Origin of the sequence: Nocardioides sp. AE5, assembly GCF_031844485.1 — a bacterium.
In the GTDB taxonomy this organism is placed as follows: Bacteria; Actinomycetota; Actinomycetes; order Propionibacteriales; family Nocardioidaceae; genus Nocardioides.
This window is the reverse complement of sequence record NZ_JAUZVI010000005.1, coordinates 168,529-187,659: the sequence shown is the minus strand read 5'-3', so window position 1 is coordinate 187,659 and position 19,131 is coordinate 168,529. Positions and strand designations below refer to the sequence as shown.

Annotated in this window: 17 protein-coding genes; 12 read left to right on the top strand and 5 right to left on the bottom strand. The window is 69.9% G+C overall.

What is annotated here, in order from left to right; translation table 11 throughout:
- Nucleotides 1-7: 7 nt before the first annotated feature.
- The gene (locus Q9R27_RS09865) at nucleotides 8-1,480 is read left to right on the top strand and encodes an AI-2E family transporter (RefSeq protein ID WP_311252206.1); all 1,473 of its coding nucleotides are present in this window, start codon (nucleotides 8-10) and stop codon (nucleotides 1,478-1,480) included.
- Nucleotides 1,473-2,696 (top strand): threonine ammonia-lyase, encoded by a 1,224-nt coding sequence (gene ilvA, locus Q9R27_RS09860; protein ID WP_311252205.1) that lies wholly within the window; start codon nucleotides 1,473-1,475, stop codon nucleotides 2,694-2,696. The genes Q9R27_RS09865 and ilvA overlap by 8 nt, the downstream gene beginning before the upstream one ends.
- A 141-nt stretch (nucleotides 2,697-2,837) precedes the next feature.
- On the opposite strand, the gene greA is transcribed toward ilvA, so the two are convergent.
- The gene (gene greA, locus Q9R27_RS09855; protein ID WP_311252204.1) at nucleotides 2,838-3,332 is read right to left on the bottom strand and encodes a transcription elongation factor GreA; all 495 of its coding nucleotides are present in this window, start codon (nucleotides 3,330-3,332) and stop codon (nucleotides 2,838-2,840) included.
- A gap of 181 nt (nucleotides 3,333-3,513) precedes the next feature.
- Nucleotides 3,514-3,903 carry a DUF4307 domain-containing protein gene (locus Q9R27_RS09850; RefSeq protein ID WP_311252203.1) on the bottom strand — a complete coding sequence of 130 codons (390 nt, stop codon included), beginning with the start codon at nucleotides 3,901-3,903 and terminating at the stop codon, nucleotides 3,514-3,516.
- 46 nt (nucleotides 3,904-3,949) lie between these two features.
- Between Q9R27_RS09850 and mca the strand changes: the two genes are divergently transcribed.
- From mca to Q9R27_RS09835, 3 genes are read left to right on the top strand one after another with little or no spacing between them, the layout of a single operon-like run.
- Entirely contained in the window at nucleotides 3,950-4,867 is a 918-nt protein-coding gene (mca, locus tag Q9R27_RS09845; protein WP_311252202.1) for a mycothiol conjugate amidase Mca, read from the top strand.
- 58 nt (nucleotides 4,868-4,925) lie between these two features.
- Entirely contained in the window at nucleotides 4,926-5,243 is a 318-nt protein-coding gene (locus Q9R27_RS09840) for a hypothetical protein (RefSeq protein ID WP_311252201.1), read from the top strand.
- Nucleotides 5,244-5,293: 50 nt separating this feature from the next.
- The gene (locus Q9R27_RS09835; RefSeq protein ID WP_311252200.1) at nucleotides 5,294-7,591 is read left to right on the top strand and encodes an FdhF/YdeP family oxidoreductase; all 2,298 of its coding nucleotides are present in this window, start codon (nucleotides 5,294-5,296) and stop codon (nucleotides 7,589-7,591) included.
- Here Q9R27_RS09835 and fdhD read toward each other — a convergent pair.
- The 3 genes from fdhD to Q9R27_RS09820 form a co-directional block, all read right to left on the bottom strand.
- Nucleotides 7,563-8,417 (bottom strand): formate dehydrogenase accessory sulfurtransferase FdhD, encoded by an 855-nt coding sequence (fdhD, locus tag Q9R27_RS09830; protein WP_311252199.1) that lies wholly within the window; start codon nucleotides 8,415-8,417, stop codon nucleotides 7,563-7,565. The two genes, Q9R27_RS09835 and fdhD, sit on opposite strands and share 29 nt — an antisense overlap.
- Before the next feature lie 63 nt (nucleotides 8,418-8,480).
- Nucleotides 8,481-10,418: a YhgE/Pip domain-containing protein gene (locus Q9R27_RS09825; RefSeq protein ID WP_311252198.1), complete on the bottom strand. Its 1,938-nt coding sequence runs from the start codon at nucleotides 10,416-10,418 to the stop codon at nucleotides 8,481-8,483.
- A complete protein-coding gene (locus tag Q9R27_RS09820) occupies nucleotides 10,415-11,080 on the bottom strand; it encodes a hypothetical protein (RefSeq protein ID WP_311252197.1) in 666 nt (221 codons plus the stop codon). The genes Q9R27_RS09825 and Q9R27_RS09820 overlap by 4 nt, the downstream gene beginning before the upstream one ends.
- A 66-nt stretch (nucleotides 11,081-11,146) precedes the next feature.
- On the opposite strand from Q9R27_RS09820, the gene Q9R27_RS09815 reads away from it, so the two are divergent.
- The 7 genes from Q9R27_RS09815 (at nucleotide 11,147) to Q9R27_RS09785 (ending at nucleotide 19,073) form a co-directional block, all read left to right on the top strand.
- Complete coding sequence (locus tag Q9R27_RS09815; protein ID WP_311252196.1) at nucleotides 11,147-11,794, top strand: NAD(P)H-binding protein; 648 nt, start codon at nucleotides 11,147-11,149, stop codon at nucleotides 11,792-11,794.
- A gap of 118 nt (nucleotides 11,795-11,912) precedes the next feature.
- Nucleotides 11,913-13,436, top strand: a complete 1,524-nt coding sequence (locus Q9R27_RS09810; RefSeq protein WP_311252195.1) for an ABC transporter substrate-binding protein — start codon at nucleotides 11,913-11,915, stop codon at nucleotides 13,434-13,436.
- A gap of 3 nt (nucleotides 13,437-13,439) precedes the next feature.
- Nucleotides 13,440-15,428 carry an ABC transporter permease gene (locus Q9R27_RS09805; RefSeq protein WP_311252194.1) on the top strand — a complete coding sequence of 663 codons (1,989 nt, stop codon included), beginning with the start codon at nucleotides 13,440-13,442 and terminating at the stop codon, nucleotides 15,426-15,428.
- Complete coding sequence (locus Q9R27_RS09800) at nucleotides 15,415-16,224, top strand: ABC transporter ATP-binding protein (protein WP_311252193.1); 810 nt, start codon at nucleotides 15,415-15,417, stop codon at nucleotides 16,222-16,224. The genes Q9R27_RS09805 and Q9R27_RS09800 overlap by 14 nt, the downstream gene beginning before the upstream one ends.
- Nucleotides 16,221-16,928: an ABC transporter ATP-binding protein gene (locus Q9R27_RS09795; RefSeq protein WP_311252192.1), complete on the top strand. Its 708-nt coding sequence runs from the start codon at nucleotides 16,221-16,223 to the stop codon at nucleotides 16,926-16,928. The genes Q9R27_RS09800 and Q9R27_RS09795 overlap by 4 nt, the downstream gene beginning before the upstream one ends.
- Nucleotides 16,925-18,550, top strand: coding sequence for a choice-of-anchor P family protein (locus Q9R27_RS09790; protein ID WP_311252191.1), 1,626 nt, complete (start codon nucleotides 16,925-16,927; stop codon nucleotides 18,548-18,550). Before Q9R27_RS09795 ends, Q9R27_RS09790 begins: the two co-directional genes overlap by 4 nt.
- 1 nt (nucleotide 18,551) lies before the next feature.
- Nucleotides 18,552-19,073: a hypothetical protein gene (locus Q9R27_RS09785; RefSeq protein WP_311252190.1), complete on the top strand. Its 522-nt coding sequence runs from the start codon at nucleotides 18,552-18,554 to the stop codon at nucleotides 19,071-19,073.
- Nucleotides 19,074-19,131 lie beyond the last annotated feature (58 nt).

The following is a 19,131-nucleotide window of genomic DNA, read 5'->3' as shown; positions in this document are numbered from 1 at the left end:
GTCGGGCGTGGAGAACGAGGGAGAGCAGCCCGAGGAGGACCGCGGTGGCGTCGAGGAGGCCGGCGAGACCCGGAGACGGCGCCGGCGCACCGTACGCCGTGAACGCGCGGAGCGGTCCGAGCGCGACAGCGATGACGAGGAACGCCTCTCCGAGCGCCTGACCCAGCAGTTCGCCCATCAGTGGGCCCTGATCCGTGCCGAGCGCCGTGCCGAGCGGACCGAAGTGCGTCCGATCGAGACCGGCCCGTCCAACCTGCGTCGTGCCGAGGTGCCCTGGGGCGTGGACCTGGCCGCAGCGTGGGCCTGGCGCTTCATCGTGATCGCGGTGGCGCTGGTCGCGGTGCTGTGGGTGATGCGCTTCTTCGCGGTGATCACCCTGCCGCTGATGGTGGCGCTGCTGATCGCGGCGCTGGCCAACCCCGGCGTCCGGGGCCTGAAGCGGATCGGGATCCCTCAGGCGGTCTCCGCGTTGCTGATCACGATCACCGGCCTGGGCATGATCATCGCCCTGGTCACCTTCGTCGGGCGCGAGATCATCCGGGGCGGCACCGAACTGGCCGACCAGGTCGTCGACGGCCTCGGCAAGATCCGGGTCTGGCTCAAGGACGGCCCCCTCAACGCCAGTGACTCGCAGATCAACGGCTGGATCGAGGAGGCGCAGAAGGCGATCACCGAGCGCACCCAGGACCCCGAGGTGGTCACCCAGGTGACCCAGTTCGGCACCGCGCTGACCCACATCGTCGCCGGCATCTTCATCATCCTCTTCGCGACGTACTTCTTCCTCGCCGACGGCCAGCGGATCTGGGCCTGGGTGGTCCGGATGTTCCCCCGCGCGGCCCGCGAGAAGGTGGACAGTTCGGGCAAGGTCGCCTGGGTGTCGCTGACCCAGTTCGTCCGGGCCACGGTGATCGTGGCGCTGGTGGACGCGATCGGGATCATGATCGTGGCCTACCTGCTCGACGTACCGCTGGTGCTGCCGATCGGCGTCCTGGTCTTCCTCGGTGCGTTCGTGCCGATGATCGGTGCCACCGTGGCGGGCTCGGTCGCGGTCCTGGTCGCGCTGGTGGCGCACGGACCGGTCACTGCCCTGCTGATGCTGGGTGGCGTGATCCTGGTCCAGCAGGTCGAGGGACACATCCTGCAGCCGTTCCTGATGGGCCGCTTCGTCTCGGTCCACCCGCTCGGCGTCATCGTCGCGATCGGTTGCGGTGTCCTCGTCGCCGGGGTCGGCGGTGCGTTGATCGCGGTGCCGCTGGCGGCGGTGGTCAACGCGGTCAGCCAGCACCTGGCCAGCTTCACCGAGGTCGGTGAGTCACCACCGGAACAGGCACTGAAGGACGACATCGGACCCCGGCCCGACGATCCGGAACAGCTGGCGGACGCCCACGACGAGCCGGTGGGCCCGGCCGGCACGAGCAGCCCCGGAGCGGCGTCCGATGCGTCGACGACGCCAGGGCCTCGGGGCGCAGGGGATGCCTGAGGAGACACCGGTCCCCGAGGTCACCCTGGCCGACATCGAGTCCGCCCGGGAGACGCTGCACGGTGTCGCGGTCCGTACGCCGATGGAGGAGTCACGGTGGCTCTCGGCGCTGGCCGGTGGCCCGGTGCACCTCAAGTGCGAGAACCTGCAGCGCACCGGTTCCTTCAAGATTCGCGGCGCCTACACCCGCATCGCCCGCCTCTCCGCCGACGAGCGTGCCCGTGGCGTGGTCGCGGCCTCGGCCGGCAACCACGCCCAGGGGGTGGCGCTGGCGGCGAGCCTGCTCGGCATCCGCTCGACCGTCTTCATGCCCGAGGGTGCCCCGATCCCCAAGGAGAAGGCGACCCGCGCCTATGGCGCCGAGGTGGTCTTCCACGGCAAGTACATCGACCAGTCGCTGGTCGGCGCCCGCGAGTTCGCTGAGCGGACCGGGGCAGTGCTGATCCACCCGTTCGATCATGTCGACATCGTGGCCGGGCAGGGTACGGCGGGCCTCGAGGTGCTCGAGCAGGCCCCGGACGTGCGCACCGTGCTGGTCCCCACCGGAGGTGGCGGCCTGGTCGCCGGCATGGCGATCGCGATCAAGGCGCTCGACCCGACCGTGCGGCTGGTCGGCGTGCAGGCAGAGGGCGCGGCTGCCTTCCCGGCGTCCTTGCTGGCCGGCGAGCCGGTCGCCCTCGAGCAGATGTCCACCATGGCCGACGGCATCGCGGTCGGCCGCCCGGGGGACGTACCGTTCCGGGCCATCCGGGGCTGCGTCGACGAGGTGGTCACCGTCTCGGAGGAGTCGTTGTCGCGGGCACTGCTCTCCCTGGCCGAGCGGGCCAAGCTGGTCGTCGAACCAGCGGGTGCCGCCGCGGTGGCTGCCCTGCTGGATGATCCGTCGCACTTCACGACCCCGGCCGTCGCCGTGCTCTCGGGCGGCAACATCGACCCGCTGTTGCTCGGCAAGGTGATCCGCCACGGCCTCGCCGCGGCCGGCCGCTACCTCAGCCTGAGCGTGCTGATCCCGGACACCCCCGGAGGGTTGGCAACCCTGCTCGGTGAGCTGGCCGAGTTGCAGGCCAACGTCTTGGAGGTCGCGCACGAGCGGACCTCCCCGCAACTGCTGCTCGACGAGGTCGAGGTGCAGGTGCAGGTCGAGACCCGCGGCGCCGACCATGCCGCGACCCTGCTGGCGAGGCTGCGCGAGCGCGGATACACCGTCCACGAGTGAGGGCGTGCCCCCGGACCAGCGGGCCGAAGCGGTGCAGATGCACCGAAACGGCCCCGGTTCGTGGTGAACCGGGGCCGAACGGGTGCATCTGCGTGGTTGCCGTCCAGGCGCGCGGGCCTGGACGGGCCCGGGCGCGTGGGATCAGGCGCGGTAGGGCTCAGCGTCGAGGATCTCGACCTTGAGTTCCTTGCCGTTGGGGGCGGTGTAGGAGACCGTCTCGCCCTTCTTGTGGCCGTTGATCGCGGCACCCATCGCGGACTCGGGCGAGTACACGGTGAGGTCGTCGCCCTCCTTGAGGTTCTCGCGGGCGCCCAGCAGGAACTTCTCGTTCTCGTCGAAGTCGAGCAGCTTGACCTCCACGACCATGCCGGGCTCGACGACGCCGTCGTCGGGCGGCGTCTCGCCGACCTCGGCGCGGCGGAGGATGTCCTCGATCTGGCGGACGCGGGCCTCCTGCTGGCCCTGCTGGTCCTTGGCGGCGTGATAGCCGCTGTTCTCCTTGAGGTCACCCTCTTCGCGGGCGGCGGCGATGCGCTCGATGATCTCCTGGCGGAGCGGGCCCTTCAGGTCCTCGAGTTCTGCCTGGAGCTTGGCGTGAGCTTCCTGGGTCAGCCAGATGGTTCCCTGCTCAGTCATAGGTACAACTCCTGCTTGGCGTGCGGATGGACTCACCTCGAACGGCCGTCGGTGACGTCATGGGACGTACAGGATCCGCTTGGCAAGGTCACATGCGTGCTTGCACCATCGGCGGCACTGCATGCCCTGCTCGAGGGGTGGAAGTCGCCATGCTAGCAAAGACCGGGGTGCAGGACACGATTCAGCGAGGTCTGTTCTGCTCCTCGGAGGTGCAGCCGACCAGGTCGATCGTGGCCGCCCGCCGCTCGGTGCGCACCGAGACCTCGTTGGTGCCCTCCACCGGGGTGAAATTGTGCTCGCCGACCACGACATGGTCCTCCGAGAGCGCCCGGACCTTGCAGTTGACGCCCTCGGCCTCGTGGATCCGGACGGTGACCACCACGTCGGCCTGGTGCTCGCTGACCACGGTCCACCGCGGCATCTCGGAGGTCACCTCGGGATTGCCGTGGAACCAGGCGGCCCATGCCAGCCAGCCCAGGAAGATCGCGGCCAGGGCCGAACAGACGACGATGAGCAGGGGTCGCCGGCCGGTGCGGCGGGTGCCATAGCGGTCGGACAGGTCGAGGCTCACGAACCGAATGATCCCACGTGATCGGTGCCCACCTAGAATCGCCTCCATGCAGAACCAGGCGCCGGAGCGACTCCGGTTGATGCACGTGCACGCGCACCCGGACGACGAATCCAGCAAGGGAGCAGCAACCACCGCGAAGTACGTCGCCGAGGGGGTCGACGTACACGTGGTCACCTGCACCGGCGGGGAGCGCGGATCGGTGCTCAACCCGCGGATGGACCGCCCCGACGTGCTTGCCAACATCACCGAGATCCGGCGCGGTGAGATGGAGCGGGCCCGCGACATCCTCGGCGTCACCCAGGACTGGCTCGGGTTCATCGACTCGGGGTGGCCCGAGGGCGACCCCAAGCCGCCGCTGCCCGAGGGATGCTTCGCGCTGGTGCCCGTCGAAGAGGCGGCCGCGCCACTGGTCCGGCTGATCCGCGAGTTCCGCCCCCACGTGGTCACGACGTACGACGAGAACGGCGGCTACCCGCACCCGGACCACATCCAGTGCCACAACATCTCGATGCACGCGTTCGCCGCGGCCGCCGACCCGGAACAGTATCCGGAGGCCGGACCCGCATGGCAGCCGCTCAAGCTCTACTACCAGCACGGCTTCAACCGGCCGCGCACCGTCGCCATCCACGAGGCGATGGTGGCCGCGGGACTGGAGTCGCCGTGGGCCGAGCGGCTGGAGAAGTGGAAGGAGGACCCCGAGCACGACGCCCGGATCACCACCCGGGTCCCGTGCGGGGACTACTTCGCCACCCGTGACCAGGCGCTGCTCGCCCACGCCACGCAGATCGACCCGGACGGCCACTGGTTCGCCGTGCCGCTGGACCTGCAACAGGCCGTCTGGCCCACCGAGGAGTTCGAACTGGTGATCAGCCACGTCGGCCCGCTGCGCCGGCCCGACGGCCAGCCCGAGGAGGATCTCTTCGCCGGGATCAGGGACGTCGTGGACGGATCCGGGCCCCGATGATCCGCGACCACGAACCCCGTGGTTCGAAGGGTCCGGTGCTGGTGCGATGATCGGCTCCATGGACCATGCCTTGCTGTTTGCCCTGCGCGCCGAGGAGGAGGCGCCGCCCGAGGCGAAGGACGTCGTCGCCGGTGGCTGGGGACTGGCGCTCTTCATCGGGTTGATCGTCGTGGTGGCACTGCTCTTGTGGAGCTTCGCCCGCCACATCCGCAAGGCCCGGCTGGCGGCCGAGGCCGGCGTCTTCGGTGAGGACACGCGGACCGCCGCGCGCGACGCCGACACCACCGACGCCGACACCACCGACGCTGACACCACTGGCGACGACACCAGCGGGGACGACGCCACACCGACCGGCACCGGCACGACCAGTTCCTGACCCGAGAACGGGGCCCCGCGCCCCCCCCGGGTTGGGGCTATGGTCAGGGTGTGGTCAAGCCTGCCCCCGAACACGACGTCGACGACTCCGCCCTCGAGGTGAGTGACCCGGTCGACCATGCCGCTGGCGTGAAGGCCGTCGTCTCCTCGATGAAGCACCTGCGCGACCAGATGGGCCCGGTGCGCGCCACCCGGACGATGGCCCGGATCAACCAGAAGGACGGTTTCGACTGCCCCGGTTGCGCCTGGCCGGAGGGGAAGCACCGCCACGCCGCAGAGTTCTGCGAGAACGGCGCCAAGGCCGTCGCCGAGGAGGCGACCGAGCGGCGGATCACCCGCGACTTCTTCGCCAGCCACTCCGTCGACGACCTGGCCTGGCGCAGTGGCTACTGGCTCGGGCAGCAGGGCCGGCTCACCGAGCCGATGCTCTTCACCGCCGGCGACACCCACTATCGCCCGATCGGCTGGGACGAGGCATTCGACCTGGTCGCCGCCGAACTGCAGCGGCTGGACTCACCCGACGAGGCGGCGTTCTACACCTCCGGGCGGACCAGCAACGAGGCCGCCTTCGCCTACCAGCTCTTCGCCCGCGAGTTTGGCACCAACAACATGCCCGACTGCTCGAACATGTGCCACGAGTCCAGCGGCGTGGCGCTCACCGAGACGATCGGCATCGGCAAGGGCAGCGTCAGCCTGGAGGACGTGCACCGGGCCGACCTGATCCTGGTGGTCGGCCAGAACCCCGGCACCAACCACCCGCGGATGCTCTCCGCCCTGGAGAAGGCCAAGCGGGCCGGCAGCAAGATCATCACCATCAACCCGTTGCCCGAGGCCGGCCTGATCCGCTTCAAGAACCCGCAGAACCCCTCCGGGGTCATCGGCCGCGGCACCCGGCTGGCCGACCTCTTCCTGCAGATCCGGGTCAACGGCGACCTGGCCCTCTTCCAGGCGCTCGGTCGCCTGCTGCTCGAGGCCGCGGAGAAGGACCCCAGCGTGCTGGACCAGTCCTTCATCGACGAGCACACCCACGGGTTCGCCGAGTACGCCGACCACGTGCGCGCCCTGGACTGGGACCAGGTCGGCGCCGCGACCGGCCTCACGCGCAGCGAGATCGAGCAGACGGCGGCGATGCTGCTCGCCTCCGAGCGGACCGTGGTCTGCTGGGCAATGGGCCTGACCCAGCACAGGAACTCAGTGCCCACGATCCGCGAGATCGTCAACGTGCTCCTGCTGCGCGGCAACATCGGTCGTCCCGGCGCCGGGGTCTGCCCGGTGCGGGGGCACAGCAACGTCCAGGGCGACCGGACGATGGGCATCTACGAGAAGCCACCGGCCGCGTTCCTCGACGCCCTGGGCGCCGAGTTTGGCTTCGAGCCACCCCGCGAGCACGGCTTCGACACGGTGGAGACGATCCGGGCGATGCGCGACGGGCGGGTGAAGGTCTTCTTCGCCGTCGGCGGCAACTTCGTCTCGGCGACCCCGGACACCGAGGTGACCGAGGCGGCGATGCGCACCTGCCGGCTCACCGTCCACGTCTCCACCAAACTCAACCGCTCGCACCTGGTCACCGGGGAGAAGGCACTGATCCTGCCCACGCTGGGCCGCACCGAGGTCGACCGCCAGGCCAGCGGCGATCAGTTCGTCTCGGTGGAGGACTCGATGTGCGCCGTCCATGCCTCCCGGGGCCACCTCGCCCCGGCTGCGGAGACGCTGCTCAGCGAGGTCGCCATCGTCGCCCGCCTCGCCCGGCGCACCCTGCCCGACTCGGTGGTGGACTGGCAGGGCTTCGAGGACGACTACGACACGATCCGGGACCGGATCGCCCGCGTGGTGCCCGGCTTCGAGGACTTCAACACGCGGATCCGTGGCGAGGACGGGTTCGTGCTGCCGCACCCGCCGCGCGACGCGCGGCGATTCCCGACCAGCACCGGCAAGGCGAACTTCACCGCCAACCACCTCGAGGTGCTCCAGGTGCCGCAGGGCCACCTGCTCCTGCAGACGATCCGCTCCCACGACCAGTACAACACCACCATCTATGGCCTCGACGACCGTTATCGCGGGATCAGCAACGGGCGCCGGGTGGTCTTCGTGAACCCCGACGATCTGGCCGACCTGGGCATCGCCGATGCCGCGATGGTCGACCTGGTCGGGGTCGCCGACAGCCCGGGTGGGGCCGAGCGGCGGGCCGAGTCGTTCCGGGTGGTCTCGTTCCCCACTGCCCGGCAGTGCGCCGCGGCGTACTTTCCGGAGACGAACGTGCTGGTGCCGCTGGACAGCACGGCCGAGGGCAGCAACACACCGACGTCCAAGTCGGTCCTGGTCAGGCTGGAGCCGCGCCCGGCCCGGTGACCGGAGCCTCCTCGGGCAGCCCCACCCGGTGCTCGCCGGCGTACAGGTTCATCGTGCCGCCGCGGACGAAGCCGGCCAGGGTGATCCCGGCCTCCCGGGCCAGATCGACGGCCAGGGTCGAGGGTGCCGAGACCGCACTGATCAGCGGGATTCCGGCCAGCCACGCCTTCTGCACCAGCTCGAACGAGACCCGGCCGCTGAGCTGGAGCAGGCGACCGCGCAGCGGCAGGTGCCCCTCGAGCAGCGCCCAGCCGATCACCTTGTCCACCGCGTTGTGGCGACCCACGTCCTCGCGCAGGCACAGCAGGGTGCCATCGGCGGCGAAGAGGCCCGCAGCGTGCAGCCCGCCGGTCCGATCGAAGATGCCCTGCCCGGCGCGGAGTCGCGCGGGCAGCGCGGCAATGGTCGCCGCGGTGAGGTGCAGGTCGTCGTCGGCAACCGACCAGCGGGCTGCGGTGCGGACTGCGTCGAGACTGTCGCGCCCGCAGATCCCGCACGAGCTGGTCACCGCGTGGTGGCGGTGGGTGTGCGGTGGTGCGACGCCGTCGGCGAGGGTCACGTCGACCACGTTGTACGTCGGGTCCGGGCGGCCGTCCTCGCAGAACCGGACCCGGGCCACGTCGGTTGCCGTGCCCAGCACCCCCTCGGCGACCAGGAAGCCGACGGCGAGCTCGAAGTCGTCACCGGGGGTGCGCATGGTGACGGCGTACTGCTCGCCGTTGACCCTGATCTCGAGCGGCTCCTCCACGGCAAGGGTGTCCGGGCGTGCGGACGCGCGCGTGCCCCGGATCCGGGTGACCCGGCGGCGGTCTGAGGTGCGGCCCATGCGGGCGAACCTACCCCGGTCGGCTCGCCGGGCCGGTGCACAGGGCCGGTTCGCCGGACCCGATCACAGGGCCAGCTCTGGCCGGACCCGCTTGACCGACCAGACCCGTTGGTGCCGGGCCACCCGGCTGGTCACCAGCAGTGCGGCGCCCAGCCAGACGGCGAGCGCGGCCAGATCGAGCCAGACCCGGTCGGCCATGCCGCCGTACATCAACTGGCGCAGCCCATCCACGGCATAGCTCATCGGCAGCAGGTGGTGCAGCACGTGGAGTGGCTGCGGGATCGTCTGCCACGGGAAGGTGCCCCCGGCAGTGACCAGTTGCACCACCATCAGCACCAGTCCCAGGAACTGACCGGCGGTGCCCAGCCAGGCGTTGAGCGCGTGGATGATCGCGATGAAGGTCGCGGAGGTGACCATCAGGAAGACCAGGGTGGCGGGCAGGTGCGCTGGCCTGATGTCCAGGGCGAAGGCGACCACGGCCAGCACCACGGTCATCTGGGCCAGGCCGACCAGCAGCGGTGGGATCCAGCCACCCAGGGCGACCCGCAGCGGAGTCACGTTGGCGGCCAGCGCCCGCGGCGAGAGCGGACGGACCAGCAGGAAGAGGACATAGCCACCGATCCAGGCAGCCAGGGCGAGGAAGAAGGGAGCCAGGCCGGCGCCGTACGAGCTGGCTTCGGCCTGGGAGGTGGAGCGGATGTCGACCGGGTTGCCGATGGTCTGGGCCACCCGCGCCCGGGTCTCCGCGTCCATCCCGGGCACCTGGGCGGCACCGTCGGCCAGGCCCTGCTGCAGGTCGCTGGCGCCGTCGTGGAGTTCGCTGAGACCGGTCTGCAACTCGGTAGCACCCTCGGCCAGGTCAGCGGCGCCGCTGGCGAGTTGGGCGGCGCCGGTGTTCAGCCTGGTCGAGCCGGCGTGCGCCTCGGCGATGCCACCGGCCAGGTCCGGAGCAGCCTGGGCGAGTTCCTCGGCGCCGTCGGCCACGGCGTCCGCCCCGGCCGCCAACTGGGCCAGCTGGTCGTTCGCCTCGGTGACCCGGGTGCCGACATCGGCCAGGGGTTGGCCCAGGGTGTCGTAGGCGTCGAGGATGGCCTGCTGCTGGTCCTGGTCGAGGCCCTGGCCCTGCATCAGGGTGACCAGGTCGTCGCGGTTGTCCTGCCAGGCCGTCTGCAGGTCGGTCACGGCGGTCGCGGCTGCATCGCCATAGCCGGCGATGGTGGCGTCGGCGGTGGCGACCTGGCGGGCACCGGTGGCCAGCTTGGTGGTCGCATCGGGGAGGCCGGAGGTCGCTTCCTCGAGTTCGGCCAGGCCCTGGTCCAGGGTCTTCATCCCGTCGGCCAGGGTGGTGGCGCCCGAGGAGAGGGTGGTCGCCCCGTCGGTCAGGCGCCCGGCCCCCTGCTCTGCCCGGTCGGCGCCGGAGGCGAGTTGCCCGGCCCCGTCGGCGCCGGTGAGCAGTCCCTGGCGGACGTCGGTCAGGCCGAGCAGGAAGGATTCCGCGGCCTTCTCGGAGACCTGCTGTGCCACTGCGTCGCGCACCTTGTCGGTGACGCTGTTGGCGATGGTGGTCGACAGGTAGGAGTTGGCGTCGTTGGTGATCATCTGCAGCCGGGCCTGCTCCGGGTCGCTGGTCGCGGCGCTGGTCAGCGCGACCGAGAAGTCACGGGGGATGGCCAAGGCGAAGTCGTAGCGGCCTTCCCGTACGCCGCGCTCGGCCTCGGCGCGGGTCACCTCCCGCCAGCCGAAGTCGCGTCGGTCCAGCAACTGGTCGGCGACCTGGCGCCCCGCCTCGACCCGGGCACCGGAGGTGTCGGTGGCGCCGGCGTCCTCGACCACCAGCGCTGCCGGCACCTGGTCCAGGCGGTCGTAGGGGTCATGGTTGGCATAGAGGTAGAGCCCGGCATAGAGCGTGGGAATCAGGGTCATCGCCAGCAGGGCGACCTTGGGCAGCCGGCCAGCGGTGAGCCGGCGCAGTTCGGTCAGTGCGATGCGCAGGGAGTTCACCGTGATGCCTCCTCGGGGCCGAGGGTGAAGACAGGTACGTCGGGTGGCAGGTCGACTGCGGCGCTGGCGGTGACCAGCACGCCGGACCCCTTGTCGGCCAGGGAGCGGGCTAGGTCCAGCCACTGGGTCGGGGGCAGGCCGTGGCGCTCGGGCAGGGTGAGCACCACGTAGCCGACGCCCGGGCGGCTGGCGGCCAACCGGGCAAGTGCCCCGATCCGGAGCGCGACGGGCACCTCGTCCATCGGGGAGTCGCGATGCCCGGCAAGTCCCTCATCGGCCAGCAGGCGGCGTACGTCGCTGCGTCGGGCCCGCTGCCCGGCCATTGCCATCTCCTCGCCCACGATCGTGTGCAGCGGGACGCCGTCGTCGGGTTCGGTGACCCCGGGGGCGTCCACGATCGCGACCGCCCGTTGCAGGGTGCCGGGTCGCTGGTCGCCGTCCAGGCTGACCTGCCCGACGTCCAGGGGCAGGCGTCCGGCCAGGGCGAGGGCCAGCGCGGTGTGGGCGCTGCCCGGTCCTCCGCGGACCACGGCCACCTCGCCGGGGTGCAGCGCCAGGGTGGTGCGGGGCAGCAGGGACTTCGAGCCCTGATGGACCTCTATGTCGTCGGCGTGGAGGCCGGCAATGGGGGACGGTTCGGACTCGGTCTCGGGCTTGGTCATGGCGTTCCTTCCGTGGCGCAGCACGAGTCAATCACCTGCGTTGGCCCCGCGGCGTACGGTCGAGGCATGTCACGCATTGCAATCATCGGTGGCCACGGCAAGGTGGCCCTCCATCTGGCCAGGATCCTGTCGGACCGAGGCGAGGCGGTCACGTCGGTCTTCCGCAACCCGGACCACGCCCACGACGTCGCGGCGACCGGGGCGACACCGGTCGTGGCCGACATCGAGACGCTCGACACGACGGGCATCGGCGAGCTGCTCGCCGGCCACGACGCCGTGGTCTTCTCGGCCGGCGCCGGTGGCGGGAACCCGGAGCGGACGTACGCCGTGGACCGCGACGCCGCGATCCGCGCGATCGACGCGGCGGGCGCGCAGGGTGTGGAGCGCTTCGTGATGGTCTCCTACTTCGGCGCCGGCCCCGACCACGGGGTCCCGGAGACCGTGCCGTTCTTCCACTACGCCGAGGCGAAGGCCGCGGCCGACGCACACCTGCGGGTCAGCGACCTGGCCTGGACGGTGCTCGGACCGAGCGGACTGACGCTGGAGCCCGCCACCGGGCTGATCGAGGTGGCCCCGGCGTCTGGTGGCAGCACCGTGTCGCGGGAGAACGTGGCGCTGGTGGCCGCGGCGGCGCTGGTGGACGAGTCCACGATCGGGCGCACCATCGAGTTCAACGACGGCACGGTGCCGATCACCGAGGCGCTCGCCGGCTGACGCGATCCCGGGGGATGCCCGGGGTACGGAGGGCTGGAAAAAAATAGAACAAGTTCCAGTGACCTTTGCCACATGGACTCGTTGGACGGATGTTGGCACTCCGTCCCTGTGAGGTCCCATGCCCAAGAACCGAACCGCTCCGAACGTCCGGACCCGGCTCAAGATTGCCGCTGCGGTTGCGCTCGCCCTGAGCGTGGCTGCCTGCGGCTCGCAACTCGACCCGGAGACGGTCGCCCAGGTCAACGGCACCAACGTGACTGGTGGCCAGGCCGGTGGTGGTGACAGCAACCTCGCCGGCGGCGGTGACGCCGGGGTGGTCGACGGCGGCGACCCGGCGGCGGGCGACCTGCCCGCTGACGAAGGCGGCGCCGTCGGGGGCGACTCCGGCCCGGCGGACGCGGGCGGGTCCAGCGGCGGGGGTGGTGGCAGCACCGCCTCCAGTGGCGGGGGAGGGACCAGCGGGTCCCCGTCCAGTGGCGCCAACTCGGCGGGCGGCGCAGGGCCCAAGGTGAGTTGTGACGGCTTCAAGAACCAGACCGGCATCACCAACGACAAGATCACCATCGCCAACGCGTCCGACATCTCCGGACCGGTGCCGGGCATCTTCTCCTCCGCCCAGGACGCCACCCGCGCCTACGCTGCGTATTTCAACGCCAACAGCAGTATCTGTGGCCGCAAGCTCGAGGTGCAATTGCTCGACAGTCGCACCGATGCCGGTGCCGACCAGCAGGCCTACGCCAAGGCCTGTGAGTCCGCCTTCGCGACGGTCGGCTCGATGTCGGCCTTCGACTCCGGTGGTGCCGCGACTGCGCAGAAGTGCGGCCTGCCCGACATCCGCTCCACCATCGTCAACCCGGAGCGCCAGAAGTGCACCACCTGTTTCGCGGCCCAGGCCGTGGACACCGGTGTGGTGCCGGATGCGATGGCCAAGTGGTTCGTCCAGAACTTCAAGGACGCCACCCAGCACGTGGCCGTCCTCTACATCGACGCAGGTGCCTCGCCGCCGAACGCGAAGGCGCAGGCCGCCGCCTGGGGAAAGGCAGGGTGGAAGGTCGACTACCTGCAGGGCATCAAGGTCGACGAGTTCAACTTCGCGACCTATGTCCAGCAGATGAAGAACAAGGGCATCAAGATGGTCCATTACCTGGGTCCGCTGGAGAACAGTGTGAAGTTGCAGCAGGCGATGAAGCAGCAGAATTTCAAACCGGATGTGATCTTCTTCGACGCCACCGCCTACGACGCCAAGTACGTCAAGCAGGCCGGAGACCTGGGCAACGGGGTCTACGTCTACATGAGCAACGACCTGTTCACGAACACCAAGAACAAGGAGATGCAGCTCTACATGGCGTGGCTGCAACAGGTGAAACCGGGCGCGGTGCCCAACTTCTACGGCCTCTACGCCTGGTCGGCCACCCGTCTCTTCGTGGAGCAGTCGCTGGCGCTGGGCGGAAACCTGAACCGGGCCAACCTGGTCGCTGGGCTGAAGAAGGTGGACAAATGGACCGCCAACGGCCTGCACGCGCCTTACGGGGTCGGCCCCGGCAAGGGAGCCAACTGCCAGAAGGTCATCCAGCTCAACAATGGCCAGTGGAAGCAGGTCTCCCCTGGCGACTACATGTGCGGAAGCATGATCCGGGGCTGACTGATGAGCTCGCTGTTCGCCTTCACGATCCTGGGACTCTTCACCGGCGCCGCCTATGCGATCGCCGCCAGTGGCCTGGTGCTCACCTACACCACCACCCGGGTCTTCAACATCGCCCACGGCGCCTTCGGCATGGTGTTGGCCTTCACCTTCTGGGACTTCTCGGTGCGCCAGGGGTTGCCGACGTGGCTGGCGCTGGTGCTGGTCCTCTTCGTGGTGGCGCCCGCCATCGGCTGGTTCATCTCGAAGTTCGTCACCAAGGGGCTCGGAGAGGGACCGGTCTCGGTGGCGCTGGTGGTGACGGTCGGGATGCTGGTCGGGCTCATCGGTGTTGCGCAGTACATCTGGCCCCCGGAGTCACGGGTCCTCGAGTCGTTCCTTCCTGAGCAGGGCTGGGCGCTTGGTGGCACCTATGTCACCGGTCACCAGGCGATCACCATCCTGCTCTCCGGCTTGGTCGCGATCTGCCTCTACCTGCTGCTGAACCGGACCCGGATCGGCACCGCGATGCGGGCCGCAGTGGACAATCCGGAGTTGCTCAAGCTCTTCGGCGGCAAGCCCGAAACCGTGGCCGCGCTCTCCTGGGCAATCGGCATTTCCCTGGCGGCACTGGCGGGCATCCTGCTCGCTCCGGTGGTGGGCCTGGAGTATTACCAGCTCACCCTGCTGGTGATCAATGCGTACGCCGCGGCGATGCTGGGTCGGCTGAAGAGCCTGCCCTGGACCTTCGTCGGGGCCATGACCCTGGGCATCCTCGAGTCGTACGCTGTCGCTTACCTGCCCACGGACGGGTTCTGGTCGGGCATCCGACCGGTGATCCCGGCGCTCTTCCTCTTCGTGGTCCTGGTCGCGATGCCACAGGCGCACCTGCGGATCGGCCAGGTGAAGGGGATCGTCTCGGCCCCGGTCCCTTCTCTGCAGAAGTCGCTGTCCTGGGGGATGGTCCTCTTCCTCCTGGTCGGCTGCCTGACGATGACCATGCCGGACTCGGACCTGCTCCTGGTCGGCACCGCCGCGACGTACGCGATCGTGATGCTCTCCCTGGTCCTGCTCACCGGCTATGGCGGCCACGTGTCGCTGGCCCAGTTCACCTTCGCCGGTGTCGGTGCGCTGGCCTACGCGAAGCTGGACATGCCGAACCTGACCGGACTGCTCCTGGCCGCGCTGGTCGCAGCAGCGGTCGGCGCGCTGGTGGCGGTGCCGGTGCTCCGGCTGACCGGGCTCTACCTGGCCCTGGCCACGATGGCGTTCGCGGTGCTGATGGAGAAGATGCTCTTCCAGGACGAGCGCGCCTTCGGCTACAACGGCGTACTGGAGGCCGGGCGCCTGGAGGTCTTCGGGCTCCAGTTCAGCTCGATCGGCGCCCACGTGATGGTGATGACGGCAGCACTGATCCTGATCTCGGTGGGACTGCTGGCGATGCGCCGGGGAGTGCTGGGACGGGTGTTGATCGCCATGCGCGACAGCCCGGCGGCGTGCGGCACCCTGGGCCTGGACATGCGCTGGTTCCGGGTTGGCCTCTTCGCGATGTCGGCCGGGATCGCCGGGATCGCTGGCGCCCTCTTCGCCGGCCTGCGCGGCACCATCGGGGCCACCGACTTCCAGTTCTTCAACAGCCTCACGCTGCTCCTGCTCGTGGTGGTCTTCGGGATGACCTCGGTCACCGGGGCCGTGCTGGGCGGAGTGGGCCTGATGCTGCTGCCCGTGCTGCAGAGCCAGCAGCCGGAACTGGCCGGGCTCTTCTTCGCCCTGCTCGGCTTCGGTGCGGTTGCCCTGGGGCGTGACCCGAACGGCCTCTCCAACCTGTTCTTCCGCTTCGGTCGCTGGCTGCGGGTGATGGCTGCACCGCACCTGAAGTTGCCGGTGCTGGCCTCGCGCGAGGAACTGGTCGCCGCCGGTGCCGAGCACGACGAGGAGTACGTCGACGACCCCCTGGTCGACGACCTGCTCGATGCCCCCGCAGGAGAGGAGCCCGCCCGTGTCACTCCTTGAGGTCGAGGACGTGGTGGTCCGCTTCGGCGGCGTCACCGCGGTCAACGAAGCCCGGTTCAGCGCCGAGGCAGGCCAGATCACCGGCCTGATCGGGCCCAACGGCGCCGGCAAGACCACGTGCTTCAACGTGATCACCGGGCTGCAGAAGCCCAACCAGGGCCGGGTCTGGTTCGACGGGCGCAACGTCACCAACACCCCCGTGCACCGGCGCGCGCACCGGGGGATGGGGCGGACCTTCCAGCGCCTGGAGGCGTTCGGGTCGCTGACCGTGCGCGACAACGTCAGGGTCGCCCGCGACATCGCCGGTGGCTTCACCGGGCTGTTCGGCTCGGCGAAGGGTGACGTCGACGCCCTCCTGGAGCGGGTCGGGATCAGCGCCCATGCCAACGAGCGCGCCGACTCGATCCCGACCGGGACCGCACGGCTGCTGGAACTGGCCCGCTGCCTGGCCCGCAACCCGCGGATGCTGCTCCTGGACGAGCCGTCCTCGGGGCTGGATGAATCCGAGACCGGGGAATTCGGCGACCTGCTGCAGTCACTGGTCGCAGACGGCGCGGCGATCTTGATGGTCGAGCACGACATGGACCTGGTGATGCGGGTCTGCGACGCGATCCACGTGCTCGACTTCGGCTCGGTGATCGCCTCCGGCGCGCCCGAGGAGATCCGCAACGACCCCAGGGTCCAGCAGGCCTACCTGGGCTACTCCGCCGACGACGAGCCCGAGGACAGGCAGGCCACGATGACAGATCTCGACGTGATCGGCGAGACCACGACGATCCCGGCGGTGCCGCGATGAGCATTCCCATCCTGGAAGTGATCGACCTGCACGCGGCGTACGGGCGGATCGAGGTGCTGCGTGGCGTCAACCTGTCCGTGCCCAAGGGGTCGGTGATGGCGTTGCTGGGCCCCAACGGTGCCGGCAAGTCGACGCTGGTCAAGGTGATCGGCGGCCAGAAGTCGGCGACCTCCGGCGACATCCACCTCGGCGGCGTACACGTCAAGGGCGCGGCGTCGGAGGACCTTGCCCGCTCCGGCCTGTGCACGATCCCGGAGGGGCGTTCGGTCTTCCCGAACCTCACCGTCGAGGAGAACCTGCGGTTGATGTCGTACGCAGGGGTGCCCACGGCCGCGATCCTGGAGACCGCCTATTCCTACTTCCCGCGGCTGCACGAACGCCGCAACCAGTTCGCCGGGACGATGTCCGGCGGCGAGCAGCAGATGCTGGCGATGGCCCGGGCGTTGACCTCGGACCCGGCGCTGCTGCTGCTCGACGAGCTGTCGATGGGCCTGGCGCCCCTCATCGTGGACGAGCTCTATGAATCGGTGCGCCAGATTGCCGAGAGTGGCGTGTCCATCCTGTGCATCGAGCAGTTCGCCCGGACCGCGTTGCGGGTCTCTGACTATGCAGCAGTGATGGTCGGGGGCCGGATCGTGGCCAGTGGCGAACCCGGGGAGATCAGCAAGACCATGGCAGACGTGATGCTCGGAGGTGCCGCATGAGTGCCCGTTCCACCCACCTGGCCGGTCCGCGTCGTCGACCGCGTGCACTGGCCGTCGCGGCCGCAGCAGGGCTGGTCGCCGCCGCGCTGCCGCTCGCCGCTTCGGCGCCCGCGCAGGCGGATGACGAGGCGCCCAGTGCCACCTTCGGTGGCTACGTCGCCACGACCAGCGCGACGCCACTGCGGATCGAGATCTATGAGCCGGCGCTCCCGATCCCGGCAGAGCCGCAGCTGGAGATGAAGGTGATGTACACCAAGGCCTACTCCGACTCCGGCACCAGCACCGGCCGGGCCAGTTACCTGTGGCCCGGTGACCCGATGGGTGAGGGAATCAAGACCTTCTTCGAGCAACTGGGCCTGCCCAGCGATCTGGTCAAGGACGGCTATCCGGTCCAGGTGAACAGCGCCTATCCGGCGGAGCCCGCCACGATGGCTGACGAGCCGATGCCGGGCCTGGTGATGCGGACCAGCTCGAAGGAGGGCAGCGCCACCGCGTCCGGTGGGTTCTCCAGCGACAGCGACGTGCAGCCGAAGGCCGAACAACCGTCTTCGGGCAGCGGCAATCCGCTCAAGGACCTGATCGACCAGTTGGCCGGCGGTCTCAGCAAGGGCGTCGGTGGCGGCGTACCCGCGGCGGAGCCGGGTGGGGACATCCCGGGCCTGCCGCCCGAGTTGGCACTCCTGGTCGACCTGGACGGCTTCACCGCCTCCAGTTCGGCGACCTCGTCGGGTGGCAAGGTGACGGCGACCTCGCGGTCCAACCTGGGGGAGGTCAAGCTGCTCTCCGGGCTGATCACGATCTCCGGGGTGGACCTGCGCTCGACCAGCACCAGCGACGGCACCAAGGGCACCAACAAGACGACCGCCGACTACGGGACGTTGACCCTGGCCGGCCAGAAGTTCGGGCTGGGGCCGGACGGCATCGAGGCCCAGGGCAAGAAGGTCGCCATCCCCGGCCTGAGCAGTGACCCGTTGAAGGCGCTTGCCCAGCTCGGGGTGCGGATCCTGATGCCGACGCCGACCCGCACGGTCGAGGGCGACCAGGCCAGTGCATCGGCGGAGGGCCTGCGGATCGAGATCGAGACCGAGCTGTTGCGCCCGGTCCTCTCCGCCCTGCCGGTGGGGCAACTCGCCGACCTGATCCCCGACGAGGCCGGGCCGCTCAAGGGGCTGGTCGGTGCCCTGTCCAGCCTTGCGCCGCGGGTGGTGGTGACCCTCGGCATGGCGGAGAGCAGTGTCGACACCGTTCCACCGATCGATTTGCCCGAGTTCGATGCAGGTGATGCCGACATGGCCTCACCGACTGAGGTGGGCGGCGGCGACGGTGGTGCCGGCGGCGTCGGCGGTGACCCCGGCTCGACCGGGGTGGACACCGGCGCTCCGGCCGGTGACGCGCCGGATGCACAGGGAGCGGTCGACGACCTGCCCGAAGCGATGCCGGTGAGTGCTTCGCCGGGCCTGCCCGCGCTCAACTCGATCCCCGGGATGCTGCTCTTCGGTGGCATCGCACTGGCTGCCGCGGTGGGCAGCTATTTCCGCAAGCTCGGCCTGCTGGCACTGGGTGCCGGGGCTCCCTGTCCGCATGGCCTGGACTCCGGCCTGCCCGACCTGAGGAAGATGTGAGATGACTGCAACGAGCTTGCCGCGTGCCGAGGCGCGATCTGGTGCCGCACCGTTGAAGGACAACCACTACGCGTTGTTGCAGACGGTGCTCTTCTGGGCCGGGGCAATCATGCTGCCCCTGGGCCTGGTGGTGATCGTCCTGGGTTGGTACGGCGCGGCGAACACGCCTTATCAGTACGACCAGCTCTCGTACCTGGTCTCCGGGGGCCTGCTCGGGCTGGGACTGACCTTCGTCGGCGGCTTCCTCTACTTCGGTGCCTGGCTGGCCCGGATCGCCGCCGACGGCCGGGAGTCGTCCAAGCGGCTCGCTGACACGTTGCTGGTGCTGGCCGATGTCACAGCGCGCTCGAGCGCGGTGGACTCTGCCGGCCTCGACGTCGGGGCGATCCCGGTGACCACCCGGGACGGCACCACGATGCACCGTCGCGACTGCTCCCTGATCGCGCACCGCGACGACCTGGTGCCGGTCGGGGAGAACAACCTGCACCTGTCGGTCTGCCGGGTCTGCAAGCCGGCTGCCTGACCGCCGAGGCGGCACGTGTTGACGCAGTACGACGCCGAGGCGGCACGTGTTGACCCAG